This is a genomic window from Methanobrevibacter intestini, assembly GCF_047402955.1.
Classification (GTDB): Archaea; Methanobacteriota; Methanobacteria; order Methanobacteriales; family Methanobacteriaceae; genus Methanocatella; species Methanocatella intestini.
The window spans coordinates 1,076,783-1,091,932 of the sequence record NZ_CP187956.1; the positions used below are offsets into that span (position 1 = coordinate 1,076,783).

General features: G+C 29.4%; 5 protein-coding genes. 4 read left to right on the forward strand and 1 reads right to left on the reverse strand.

The window, feature by feature from the left end; genetic code table 11:
- Positions 1 to 3 precede the first annotated feature (3 nt).
- The gene (locus ACMC9J_RS04985) at positions 4 to 5,958 is read right to left on the reverse strand and encodes an Ig-like domain repeat protein (protein ID WP_427002982.1); all 5,955 of its coding nucleotides are present in this window, start codon (positions 5,956 to 5,958) and stop codon (positions 4 to 6) included.
- Positions 5,959 to 6,435: 477 nt separating this feature from the next.
- Between ACMC9J_RS04985 and ACMC9J_RS04990 the strand changes: the two genes are divergently transcribed.
- From ACMC9J_RS04990 to rfbB, 4 genes are all read left to right on the forward strand, one after another.
- Positions 6,436 to 12,564 (forward strand): Ig-like domain repeat protein, encoded by a 6,129-nt coding sequence (locus ACMC9J_RS04990; protein WP_427002983.1) that lies wholly within the window; start codon positions 6,436 to 6,438, stop codon positions 12,562 to 12,564.
- A 141-nt stretch (positions 12,565 to 12,705) separates the two neighbouring features.
- Positions 12,706 to 13,575 (forward strand): glucose-1-phosphate thymidylyltransferase RfbA, encoded by an 870-nt coding sequence (rfbA, locus tag ACMC9J_RS04995; RefSeq protein ID WP_019265193.1) that lies wholly within the window; start codon positions 12,706 to 12,708, stop codon positions 13,573 to 13,575.
- Between the two features lies 1 nt (position 13,576).
- Complete coding sequence (gene rfbC, locus ACMC9J_RS05000; RefSeq protein ID WP_019265194.1) at positions 13,577 to 14,134, forward strand: dTDP-4-dehydrorhamnose 3,5-epimerase; 558 nt, start codon at positions 13,577 to 13,579, stop codon at positions 14,132 to 14,134.
- Between the two features lie 10 nt (positions 14,135 to 14,144).
- Positions 14,145 to 15,149 carry a dTDP-glucose 4,6-dehydratase gene (gene rfbB / locus ACMC9J_RS05005; protein ID WP_019268097.1) on the forward strand — a complete coding sequence of 335 codons (1,005 nt, stop codon included), beginning with the start codon at positions 14,145 to 14,147 and terminating at the stop codon, positions 15,147 to 15,149.
- Position 15,150 lies beyond the last annotated feature (1 nt).

Below are 15,150 nucleotides of genomic sequence, written 5' to 3' on the forward strand. Positions count from 1 at the left end.
CTCTTATTCTATTTTTATTGTGTTTCCTGTTTGGAAGTCGTTCCAGTAGGAAGTTATGATGTATTCACCGGCCATCAGTCTGATTCCTAATTTGGCAATACCGTTATTGTCTGTGAGTTTGTGGTAAAATACTCCGTTTACATTAAATGATACATTTTGGTTAGCTATTGGTTTTCCCTGATTGTCTAATGTTTGTGCAGTGAAGCTGCTTCCGTCCAGGTATTTCATGTTTAAGTTTTTAGTAATTAATGTCGGCAATACATTGACTTTGTTTCCTATACTTAATCCGTCAACCATTGTGGTTATTATGTATTCTCCAGGTCTTAAAGAGATTCCCAGGCTTGCAATACCGTTTTCGTCTGTTTTTTTAGTGTAGAATACACCGTTGATGTTAAAGGTTACTTCCTTGTTTGCAGCTAATGATCCGTCTTTGTTGTAGATGGTTGTCTGGAATCTGGAATCGTTCAAGTAGTATTTTGTTAAATCATTTTGAACAATCAGTGATTTTACAGTAATATTATTACCTGACTGCTCACCAGTAACAAGGTTAATTGCTGTTATAACATATTTGCCGGGATTTAAGTTAATACCCATCATAGCTATTCCTTTATCATTGGTGGTTTTAGTGTAAAAGACACCATTGATATTAAACTGAATATCTTTGTTTTTAAGAGGATTGCCCTGTGAATCAGTAAATATGGCATAATACTGAGTATTGTTTCTAAACATTTTAACAACGTCCAATCCTTTAACTGTCGGTTCAATAGTAACTTTCGCCTGCTTGGTTATCGGAGTATAGTTTAATAATCCTTTAAAGTTAACAGTTACTGTGTATATTCCGCTGTCCAAGCTCAATCCTAAACTTACAACACCTTTTTCATCTGTTGTTTTAGTATAGGTTTTTCCGTTAATTGTTATTTCAATTGCAGCATCTCTTATAGGATTTCCCTGTTTATCAGTTAAAGTAGCTATAAATCTTGTACCGTCATGATAAGTCATTTTAACATCAGGAGCATTTAAAATAACATTATATTCAACAGATTTGATTTCAAAAGTTCCGTTGTCAGTAGCTCGAGAAATTTTATCAGTTCCTTTATATGTTGCAGAATATGTGTATTTGCCCTCTGGAAGTTTGTCAAAGCTTCTGGAACCAACACCATTAGTTATTACTATTTTATAGAACTCTTTATTAAGCTCTAAAGTTACATTACCTGTAATTGGTTTTCCGTCTTCTGTTTTAAGAGTTGCACTAAATATTATTTCATTTTCACCTATTTCAACATTAACTTTCAATATACTTCTTGTTTGATTTATTACAAGTATTTTAGTTGTATTTGAGCTTAAATAATTATTATCTCCATTATAATATGCATTTATGGTGTATGATCCACTTGTTAATGGTGAAATTAACCATGATGCATTACCGTTGCTGATGGTTTTATTTCTTGGTGAATATAATCCTAAAATCCTGAAAGTAACATTTCCAGTTGCATCATCATTAACTACAGCATATATTAGGATATTTTCTCCTTCTACAATTTCTGAAGTTATGATGGTAATGTTGGATTGTGCTTTGTTGATATTTACTTGGATGTTGTTTGCGGATCCTTGATAAATATTATCTCCATTGTATCTTGCAGTTATTGTTTGTAATCCTGCATTAATTTTATTAAATGTAGCTTTAGCAGTTCCGTTTATTAAGTTAGCGGTTATTTCTTGATTGTCTACTTTAAATGTTACGTTTCCTGTTGCACCGGGTGTAACTTTTGCAGTTACTGTTATTTCTTCACCGTAGATGGTGTTGTTTTTGTTAATTGTGATTTCTGTTTTTGATAAGGAGTTTTTAATATTGAATTCTAATGTTTTTGTATTATTTGTGTATTTGTCATCTCCTGAGTAAATTACTTTTAATGTATGTTTTCCTAATTCAAGATTAGGAATTTCTAATATTGCTTCTCCATTTTTAAGTGTTTTTACATAGGTTTTACCATCTAAAACAAATGTAATACTTCCAGTTGCAGTTTCTGGTAGTGTGACTTTAATTTCTTCTATTTCTCCTGCAAGTATGTCTTTAATATCTATGTTCATATTTGCAGGTTTTACTGTGATTGTGTTTTTTATTGCTGTTTTTCCATATATTGCGAGTATGGTGTATGTTCCTGCTTTAAGGTTTAATGGGAATTTACCAATTCCTTTGGAGTTTGTTTGTAAAGTATAGTTTTTGTTTTCTAATATGATTGTTATGAGTGCGTATTCGTATGGGTTTCCATCTAAATCTGTTATAAGTATTGTGTAGTTGGAGTTGTCTTGTTCTGATATGGTTAAGTTTTCACCAGTTAGTTTAACTTTACTTTCAAGTGTTATTGTAGTATTCCATGTTGCAGATTCATAGTAGTTATCGCCAGGATAGTATACGTATATGTAGTTGTTTCCTCTGGAATATTCAACGTTAAATACTGCTTTTCCATTGGTTAAGTTTAATTGGTAGAATTTATTATTAATATAAACGCCCACTGTACCGGTACAGTTGTTTGGTGTTGTGATTACTGTTATTGTACCTGTTAAATTAATTTCATCGTATGTTACATTAACTGTAATTTTTGATGGATTTCTAAGCACTTTAAATGATGTGGAAGCATTACATGGGGAATATTTGGAATCTCCAGGATAATAAACAGTTATATTATAAGTTCCGTTATTTAAATTGCTTAATGTAACATTGGTTATTGTGTCGTTTATAAATATTGTCTGATTTACTCCGTTTATGGATATTATAGCTTCTCCTCTCACATTTCCAGGATTTATTTTAATTGAAATAGTTGCATTTTCCCCTACTTTAACATCACTGGCATTAACAGTCATATTTGTCTCATAAGTTGTTACTTTAAATATCACTGTTGCTGTTGTAGATTCATATTCATCAGTTCCAATTAATTTCACTGTGAAGTTGTGTGTTCCTAATGCCATATTTCTAACTGGTATGGATGTGGTTCCACCATATAAATATAAATTTTGAGTTAATTTTCCGTCAATATATAATTGTGCAATTAATTTTACATTTTCAGGTGCTAATGTAGCTATTAATAAACCTGTTTCACCTATTTTAAAATCATCTAATACTAATTCTAATGTTGTTGGTATTTTATGGACAGTGAAATTATTTCTTGTAAAGATTTTGAAATAATCATCATCTCCTTCATAATTAATTTTAATAACATAATCTCCTACTTTAAGATTGCTTATGTTTATTTTTGCTTGTCCATTAACTAAATTCACATAATATTTCTTATTATTAATTACATAGGATATGTTTCCGGTTGGTTTGTGTAAATTAGAAACACCATTAACATTAATTGTAATAATTAAATCTTCCTTGTAAATAATGTCTTTTATGTCAAAGGTCATATTTGCATGTTCTTTTCCAATGTCTATTGTTGCATTGGTTGTCTGACCTTCACAATAAGCATAAACTGTATATTGTGTTTTTTTATCTGAAAAAGAATAATCTATAGTTGCACTACCATTTATTAATTCTTTAGTAATGTTAGTTGGAACTCCATTGATTAATGTGGTTATAGTGACATTTAATTTTGGTAGTAAGTCCCACTCATTAAAGATAGTGTCTTCATAATTTTTAATTGCAGTATTTAACTGTAGGGATACTTTGATTTTTGTTGTATCATTAATATCTACTGCAAAATATTCAGGATCAAAACGAAGTACAAAATAGTTATTAACTTTAATAATGCCTGATCCTACTCCAATTACATTATTGGAAAATATGTCATTATTTATTCCAAAATAATTATAAATAATATTGATTTTAGTAGTTTCACTATATATGAAACTATAGGGTACCCAGACAAGACTATCGCCACTACTAACAGGTTTAGGTAATGGGGGTGTATTTATAAATAAATTACATTTTATGGTGATTTCACCAGAATTATATATGCTTAAACTTCCAGTAGCTCCAGTTGTAAATTTCCCACCCCAATTTAATGGTTTATTAGCATCAAATATTGATTTTGTTATTGTAAGTTTTCCTTCATTAAAGAGAGCTCCATAGTAATATGATGGATAACCACTGTGTATAGGAAGGTTGTTATTTTTAAATAATGAGTTAGTTATTGTTCCTTCTCCAGTTTCACCATTATATACAATACCGGTTCCAGTATTATTGAATAATGTAATTGTATCTAATGTCATTACTCCATCATTAGATATTGCAACACCGTTACTTTTAGATGAAATATATTGTGAGTTACATTGTGTTATTGTAGAATTAGTCATGATTAATGTTCCATTATTATATATTCCTCCACCACGTGAGTAAGTATATACATAATAAGGGGTACTTTCTTCAATACTTTTTGTTTTTGATTTTGTAATAGTTATATTGTTTATATTTAAATTTCCAGAATTATATATTGATCCACCATATGCTCTAAGTGCTGTATTATTATTAAATTTAGAGTGGGTTATAATTCCAGTTCCTGTAGTGTATATTGATCCTCCATCATTTCCATTTACATTGTTAAAAATGGAATTGGTTACTTTCATGTATTTAGTGTTGTGTATTGCTCCTCCATCAAGTGTTGCTTTTGTTTGTATATATGATTGGTATATTGTTGTTGGGTTTATTTTTTGGTAATTTGTTGAGTTTACTGTTAATTTTACACTTTGTGAAGTTATGTTTTCAAATAATGTATTGGTTATTTCTAATTGTCCTTCGTTTTTAATAGCTCTTGTTTGTATATTTGTAAATTTAGCATTGTTTATTGTTGTTGTTCCTGTTTTGAGGTTATATATTATTCCATACCACATACTATTTTTTGTTATTTGTATTTCTGTTGGAAGTGTTATGTTATTAAAAACACTGTCAGTTATTTCTAATTGTCCTGTATTTTCTATTATTCCATTTTCAAGTGTTGTTTCTTGTGGAATGATTTTGGGATGGTAATATATAGGGCCAGTATCTTCAATTGTTGTGTTTGTTATTTTCAATGTTTTTGTGTTAGTTATTGCTTTTCCTATTATTGTTTTAAAAGTAGTGTTAATTATGTTTAAGTTTCCACTATTATCGATTACACAATTTGTAGTATTGGTAAATGTTAAATTTATTAAAGTTACCTGTGCATTTGAAGCTATTTTAAAAATGCTTTCTTGTTCTAATCCATTAAAAGTAGCATTATTACCTATTATTGTAATATTTTTATTTATACTTACAGTTTCTTTTAAATTAGATAATATGTTTATATTGGATAAATATATAGTATCTCCATTTTGAGCTAATTCTATTGCTTTTTGTATTGATTTTATAGAATTGGTCCAGGAACTATTAGAATGAATTCTATTATTTATATTAATGGAATTACTGGTTAAATTAGTTAGTTGTGTTGTCTGCAATTTATCGAAAGATAATACATTTGAATATACTCCAAATACAAATACTTTTAAACCAGTTTTATATTGTACATGGTATGGAAATGTAATATCACATGTGTAAATGTTTGCTTCATTACCATCGTAATATTTGTATGGTGGTATATTTTGCTGTCCTAAAATTAATTGGCCAATTTGAGTATTATTGTCATAAATCTTTAGTGCAGTATTATTAAAATATTTTTCGTCGCACAGAAGGTGACTTGTCATGTGAATGTTTAGTGTTATATTTCCAGTGGTGTTAAATGTAGTGGTATCATTAATGGTTAATGTAAGTTTTGTTCTATAACGGTTATCATTTCCGGTTATATAAATATTTTGTATTATCGGTTCATGTTCTTTATTCCCGATTATCATATTCTCTTGATTATATTCGTTTATTTCTATATTTTCATTCATATTTATTACTGTTTGATTATAAGGGTCTTGTATATCTTCTGTTGCATTTACAGTTGATATTGTTAATATTATTCCAATAATCAGTAGTATTAATATGATTCTTTTTTTAATCATGATTTTTTCACACTCCGTTTTTGAGTTTATTTAATACAATTTTCAGTTTTTATTTTATTTTTATTTATATTTATACTTTGTTTTTGAATTAAAATGAATAAGTTACCATAATTTTATTTTTATTTTGAATATTAGACAGTTAAATAATTTGTGGTTGTTTGGTTATTAGTTGTTTCAATATTTTTTTAATTCTTTTTAATATTTTTTAGTATTTTATTATTTCAATGAATATATAATTATTTTTAATTTATTTGTTAAATATATTTATTCAGTTTTTGCGAAAATAATTGAAAATATTTAAATATAAGTTATTAATTTATATACAATTGTGCTTGATAAAATATAATTAATATTTGAGTACATTTTAATGGAATTTTTAAATTAAATTCTTTTTTGGGTAAAAAATGAATTAATTATTAAAATTCCTTTAAAATTTGGTTATAAAAAACTAAGATTTAATTCGGAGGTAATGATTTAATGTTTAAGTCTAAGAAATTATTAATAATATCCTTATTATTAATATGTATTTTTAGTATAAGCATGGTTAGTGCTAGCGATGTTTCTGATACAGATGCTTGTGTCGATGAATCTGAAGTTAGTGTCTATACTTCCAATGTTGATGTTACATCAAGTTCTGATAGTGTAACACTAGTTGATAATTGGGCAGACTTAAAATCTAACTGTGAAAATGAAAATGGTAGTCAAAATATTAAATTAAATAATAATTTGGCTCCTGAAAGTCAAATTTTAATAAATCATAATGTGGTTATTACAGGTTCTACCGGTACATATATTGGTGGGAGTGACGAAAGTAATATAGCAACTTACAGCTATGTTCCTTTTTACACAACTGCGAGTAATGTTAATATAACCTTGAAGAACCTCAAATTCCAGAATTGTGGTGGAAATATTCTCATGCAATTTAATGGAAATGGTAATTACATATTAGATAACTGTAGTTTTTACAATGTAAATGCAACAAATTCTCATCAATCTGTTGTTTACTTAAACTTAGGTGAAGGAATTATTGAAAATTGTAATTTTACTAAATGTACTACAAGTTTTGGTACTGTTACTGTTCATAATGCTGCAAGTACTACAAATGTGCATATGGTTGTCCGTAATTGTAATTTTGAAGATAATTATGCAACAACTGAACCAGGTGCTATTAATAACTGTGGTCAATTAGAAGTTTATAATTCTAATTTCACACGTAATGGTGCATATTGGTGGGCTGGAGCAATTCATACTCATTATAGAGCAAACACTACTATTGTAGGTTCTATTTTTAAAGATAATGTTGCTGGATGGAATGGTGGAGCTTTATATACTTACAGTACTTTAAGTATATTTAATTCTACATTCATTGGTAATAATTGTACTACAAATAATGGTGGTGGAGCAATAGGTGCATATAATTATGGAAGTAACTTTGATATATTAATTGACAATTGTTATTTTGCGGATAATAATAATACCTGTAAAGATAATGGTAGAGGTGGAGCTATTTCTACTTTAGGTGCCGGTAAACTTCAAATATATAATACTAATTTCGTAAATAATGATGCAAAAATAGGAAGAACTATTGCAGTATACGGTTCTTCAAGTACTACTTTTATATTTGCTAATTCTCAGATTATTGATCCAAAAAAAGAAGATAATGGTACAATAGCTATTAATGGTGATGTTAATGTTTCTGTTACAAATGTCACTGTAACTTATGTTAATGAAACTGGTAATGAAACAAATGATACTAATGGAAGTACTGGTGGAAATTCCTCTGTTGTAGTTCCTAAGGAAAATGTAGATAAAAATACTCCTACTTGGAATGCTACTTTATCTGATAAGTTAGCTGGTACTCCAGTAATTGATATTGATGGAAATATTTATGTTCCTAATGGTCAATATGTATATTGTTATTATAGTAATGGTACTTTAAAATGGAATTTCACTACTCAATGGGGTTATTTCCATGAATTAGCTATTTATGATGGTCTTTTATTTGCTCCAGCATCTGGAGATACATTATATATTTTAAATATTAATGATGGAACTTTAGTTGCAAATTTCACAAATAATTATCAGGCTTCTAGTTATTTTGCTCCTGTATTTGGAGATGATGGAACAGTTTATATTTCAAGCGAATATGGGTATGGTAATGATAATAATCTTTGGATTGCTATGGTGAAATTTGGTGACACTGCTTCTGCAACAAATACTTATTATTATGCAGGTAGTATCTGTCAAATTGATAATGTGAATTATGGTACTCAAGCTTTACTTTCTGCTCCTGTTTTAGATGGTCAAGGTAATATTTGGGTAAATACTATTCGTGGGCTTATGTGTGTAAATCTTTCAAATGGTCAAACTATTGTGTCTAATATTACTGGAGTTATTGGTACTCCAATTGTAGGTAGTAATGGTGTAATTTATTATTTAGGTAATAATAGTAAAGTATATGCAAGAAATACTACTGGAGAGCTATGGAATGTAAATATTACTGGTACTTCTGGAACTACTTTAATAATTGATAATACTAATAGTACTTTATATACTGTAAGTGCTGAAGGAAACATATGTAAAATTGATATTAGTACTCATAACTCTCAAAAATGGTATAAGGATAGGGTTAATCCTGTTTCATCAGCTATTGCAGTGGTAGATAATGTTTTATATGTTGGTGATGATCAAGGTATTGTTTGGGCAATAATTGACGATAAGGTGTCTCCAGTTATTTGGGCTTTTAATGCGAGTTCTGCTATTGTTGGAGGCTTTGCAATAAATGGTAATACTATTTATGCTGGAAATTCTAATGGTACTTTTTATGCTTTACCTATTGCAGACACTTTTCAAAGTTTAGATGTTCAATCTTTACTTAAAAATAATATTATTATGGGTAGTGTATTATCTGCTGGTAATCAATCTGTTTTGGGCATAGATTATAAAGATATTTATGTTTCAACAAATGGTACTGGTGATGGGTTATCTAAAGATAACCCTACCACCCTCCAAAATGCAGCAGCTAGTTTAACTGATAATACTATAATTCATTTGGCTGATGGAATTTATACTATAAAAAAAACTGTGAATTTTTCTAAAACTAATATTACAATACAAGCAGATAACTATGGAAAAGCAGTAATAACAAACTTAAAACTGAGAGCATATTTTGAGTTTGGTGGAACTAATGGAGTTGTGAAAGGACTAGCTGTCAGATCTGCATATGCTGGGCCTTTTTCAATTAAAAAAGGAAATAATGTCACTGTTGATTCTTGTTTTTTTGAAAATTCTACATTGATTAAATCTGGTGGTATGAATATTATTGCTTCGGTACAAGATTCTGATTTAGTTAAATTTAATAATTGTAGTTTTAAAAATAATATAAGGGACATGTTGTTTTTTTTTGATTCTAAGAATATATATGTAACTAATTGTATTTTTCAAAATATGACTTGTACTGAGAAGATTCAGAGTAGTGGTGCTGGTGTTATAATGATATATGATTGTGATAAGTTTACAATAGATAATTGTACTTTTATAAACAATTCTATCTTATCAAATAGGAGTCTTATATCTGATATGGTTACGGGTACTATAAGTAATTGTGTTTTTCAAAATAATATCTGCCCATATGAGATTTATGTAACTGGGGAGTGTTATTTAGAAAATAATGTTTTTGAACATCCTATAGGTGCAAGTAAGGGTAAAATTCTTTCTGTAACTGATCTTGTGATTTTAGATAATGAAACTGTTGATTGTGCTGTTGGTGATATTGTTAATATTACTGCAACATTAAGATTATCCAATCAACCAATTGCAGATATTTATTCCTCTAATTTGAAATTTATCATTGATGGTGTTGAATATGCTGCTAAATATGCAAATGGTAAATATTATTATGAGTATAATGTAACTAAAGCTGATTTAATTTCTGTTAGTGCAGTTTGTAGTAATGTGCCATACGGGTTAGTTCATAATGCTACTTTGTATGCTAGATTAGTTTCTAATATTACATTAGAAAATATATCTGATATCAAGTATGGTGAAAGTATTACTTTAGTAGCTAATTTACCAAGTGAACTTACTGGAAATGTAACATTTACAATTAATGGTGAAAATTACACCACTACTATTAATAATGCTGTTGCTAGTGTAACTATCAATAATTTAGGTGCTGGAAAGTATAATGTATCTGCTAAATACTTAGGAGACCTTACTTATGGTACTAGTGTTTCTAATACAGTTTCATTTAATGTAAGTAAAATAGACTCTACTATGAATATTAATGTAAAAGATATTACTTTTGGCGAAATTGCAATTATAACTGCTAATTTACCTGTTAGTTCAACTGGAAATGTAACTTACATAATAAATAATAAAAATTACACTGCTAGTGTTAAAGATGGTGTTGCTAAATTGGAATTAGGTGATTTAACAAGTGGAACATATAAGATTGTTGCTAAGTATGCTGGTGATAATAATTACAACCCTTGTGAAAATAGTGCTTTATTTAAAGTAAATAAAATCGAATCCAGTTTAAAAATCACATTAAGTGAAGTCAAAGTAGGTGAGGATGTAATAATAACTGTTAATGCCCCAAGTGATGCTAGTGGTAGTATTGCTTTTGATGTTAATGGTAAAATTGAAACTGTAAGTTTAAAAAATGGAGTAGCTACTTTAACATTGCTAAATATAAGTGTTGGCCAATATAATGTTGGTGTAACTTATGCTGGTGATGATAACTATTTAGCAAGTAGTAATAGTACTTCATTTAAAGTAAATAAACTGGAATCTAATTTAATTATTGACATTAGTGAAGTTAAATTAGGTGAAGATGTAATAATAAATGTTAAAACACAAAAAGATGCAACTGGTACAGTAACTGTTACAATAAACAATATAAAAGAAGTTATAAGTTTAGTTAATGGATTAGCTAGTTATACATTATCAAAAGTAACTGCTGGAGTATATAATATTTCTGCAACTTACAGTGGTGATGATAAATATTTAGCAAGTAGTAATAGTACTTCTTTTGTTGTAGGTAAGTTTAATTCAACTGTATTGGTTAATGTTTCTAATATTCGTGTTGGTGATGAAGAAATTATTACAATTGTAGTGCCTAATGATGCTACTGGTGTTGTGGAAATTATTGTAAATGGTAAGAAGGAAACTTTAAATTTAACTGGTGGTGTTGCTAGTTTAGTTTTAGATGATTTAGTTGCTGGTAATTATAATGTTACTGTAAATTATAGTGGTGATGATAAATATTTAGCAAGTAGTAATAGTACTTCTTTTGTTGTTTCTAAAATTGATGATTATCAAATAATTGTTGCAACACCGGGTATTATTGCTGGTGAAAATGGAATTATCTATGTTTCCTTACCTGATGGAGCAACAGGAACAATAACTGTTAAAATAAACAATAAAACTTATGTTGTTAATGTTACTGGTGATGTAACAGAAATAGCTATTGATCCTTTAGAAGAAGGAGTAGTTATGATTACCACAACATATTCTGGTGATAATAAATATGCTTCTAAAGTGGAAAATGGTAATATAACTGTTGTTCATAATCCAAAAGTTAATTTGGATATTGAAAATATTACTATGATTTACAAAGATGGCACAAGATTAATAGCTAAATTAACTGATTATTTAGGTAATCCTATAGCTAATGCAACTGTGTACTTTACCATTAATGGTCAAACTTATAATAAAACAACTGATGCTAACGGTACTGCTTCAATGGGATTAAACTTAGTATCTAATATATACGAAGCTACTGTTTCTTATAAGGGTTCTGATAAATTTGATGCAGTTTCTAAAAACATCACTGTAACTATTAATCCAACTATTGTAGCTGATAATTTAGTTAAAATGTATCAGAACGCTACCAGATTCTATGCTAAATTCACTGACAGCACTGGAAAAGCACTGGCTAACACTCTTGTTAAATTTAACATTCATGGTGTATTCTACAATAAAACAACTGACAAAGACGGTGTAGCTGATTTAGGTATTATGTTAAGACCTGGATCCTACATTTTAACTGCTTACAACCCTGTAACCGGCGAAGAAAAAGGATTTAACATAACCGTAAAATCATTAATCATGCAAAACGATTTAACCAAATATTACTTAAATGCTTCTAAGTTCCAAGCAACTGTCTACAACAAAGACGGATCTTTAGCAGTAAATAAAGAAGTAACATTTAACATCAATGGTGTGTTCTATCACAAAAAAACAGATGAAAATGGTGTTGCAAGCTTAGGAATTGCTTTAAGACCAGGAAACTACACTATTACAACAATGTATGACGGATTGGATATTGGAAACAAAGTCACTGTCATGCCAACTTTAGTAACAAAAGATCTCTCTATGAAGTACCTTGACGGCAGCAATTTCACTGCTTTAACTTTAGATGGTCAAGGTAAGCCATTAGCTAACCAAAATGTATCATTTAACGTAAACGGTGTCTTCTATCACAAAGTTACTAATAAAGACGGTATTGCAAGCTTAGGAATCAGATTAATGAGCGGCGAATACATCATAACTTCCTACTGGAATGACTTCCAAACAGGAAACACAATAAAAATCAGTCCTTAAAGAGAATTCCCAATTCTCTTACTTTTTTTCTTTTTTTATACTTCTTTTATTTATAATCACAATTTTATTTTTAATAGGTATTTTAATTAATTAGAAAAAATATAATTTTAAACATTATAAAATTTATTAAAAGGGATTTTTATGAAAGGAATTGTACTTGCTGGAGGATCTGGAACTCGTTTGTATCCAATCACAAAAGCAATATCTAAACAGTTAGTACCTTTGTATGATAAACCAATGATTTATTATCCTATTTCTGTATTGATGCTTGCAGGAATCAAAGATATTCTAATAATATCTACTCCTAGAGATTTACCTATGTTTAAGGAACTTTTAGGTGATGGCAGTAGCTTAGGAATTAATTTCAGCTATGAAGTTCAAGAAGAACCTAACGGTCTTGCAGAAGCATTTATTGTTGGGGAAGATTTTATTGGTGATGATGATGTTGCTTTAATTTTGGGGGATAACATTTTCCATGGTCACAGATTTACTGAAATACTGGAAAGAGCAACCAAATTGGAAGAAGGAGCAGTAATATTTGGATATTATACAAACAATCCTGAAGCTTTCGGTGTAGTTGAGTTTGACGATGACTGGAATGTGCTTTCAGTTGAAGAAAAACCTGAAAAACCTAAATCTAATTATATAGTGCCGGGGCTTTATTTTTATGACAATGATGTAGTTGAAATAGCTAAGAATGTAAAACCTTCTGAAAGGGGAGAACTTGAAATCACTTCAGTTAATGAAGAATATCTCAATCGTGGAAAACTTAAAGTTGAACTTCTTGGAAGAGGAATGGCATGGTTGGATACTGGAACTCACACTGGTCTTTTAGAAGCATCTAATTTCATTGAAACCATACAAAAAAGACAGGGACTTTATATTGCATGTCTTGAAGAAATAGCGTATAATAAAGGTTATATTACTAAAGAAGAGCTTTTAAAAACCGCTGAAGAACTTAAAAAAACAGATTATGGACAATATTTATTTAATTTAGTTAAAGATGATTAATATGGGAAATTTTAAATTTACAAAAACTGATATTGAAGGAATGTTTGTAGTTGAACCTGCAGTCTATGGAGACAATCGAGGATACTTCATGGAAACATATAATGAAAAGGATTTCAAAGATGCAGGTTATGATTTAACTTTTGTACAGGATAACCAGTCACAGTCATTTAAAGGAGTACTTAGAGGACTTCACTTACAGTTAAAATATCCTCAGGGAAAATTAGTTAGGGTTATTAAAGGGGAAGTATTTGATGTTGGAGTAGACCTCAGAGCAGATTCACCAACTTATGGAAAATGGTATGGGGAAATATTGTCAGCTGAAAATAAAAAACAGTTATATATACCTCCTAAATTTGCTCATGGATTTGTAGTATTGTCTGATGAAGCTGAATTTGTATACAAATGTACTGAATTTTACCATGGTGAAGATGAAGGCGGAATTATGTGGAATGACCCGGACATAGCTGTTGAATGGCCATTAGACGGAATTGATGAAATCACATTATCTGATAAGGATAAAAAATGGAAAACTCTAAAGGAATCACAAATCAGGTATTAGGTGCATTATTATGACAAAAATATTAATTACTGGTGGGGCAGGGTTTATTGGAAGTAACTTTGTAAAATATATGATTGATAAGTATCCGGATTATGAATTTACTAATTTGGATGCCTTAACATACTGCGGTAACCTTGAAAACTTAAAAGATATTGAAGATAAGGACAATTATGCTTTTGTTAAAGGGGATATCAGAGATAAGGAAGTTGTCAATAAATTAGTTAAAGATTCTGATTATGTTATTAATTTTGCAGCTGAAAGCCATGTGGACAGAAGCATAAGCGATCCGGAAATATTTATCAAATCAAATGTTTTAGGAACTCAGGTATTGCTTAATGCTGCCAAGGAATATGGTGTGGAAAAATATGTGCAGATTTCTACTGATGAAGTTTATGGAACATTAGGGGAAACAGGTTATTTTACAGAAACTACTCCTTTACAACCTAACAGCCCTTATTCTGCTTCAAAAGCCAGTGCAGATTTGGTTGTAAGAGCATATTATGAAACATTTAACTTGCCGGTTAATATAACACGCTGCTCTAATAATTATGGTCCTTATCAGTTTCCGGAAAAATTAATTCCTTTAATGATTTCAAATGCTCTGGAAGATAAAAAATTACCGATTTATGGTGATGGTAAAAACATACGTGACTGGTTACATGTATATGACCATTGTACAGCAATAGATTTAGTTTTACATGACGGAAAACTTGGTGAAGTTTATAATATTGGGGGACATAACGAAAGACAAAACATTCAAATTGTAAAATTAATATTGGAAGCTTTAGGTAAAGATGAGTCCTTAATTGAGTTTGTAGATGACAGATTAGGTCATGACAGGCGTTATGCTATTGACTCAACTAAAATTAGGGAAAATCTCGGATGGGAGCCAAAATACACTTTTGAAACAGGTATTAAAGAAACTATCCAATGGTATTTGGACAATCCCGACTGGATGGGCCAGGTTAAAAGTGGAGAATATCAGGAATACTATAAAAAAATGTATCTTAAATAAG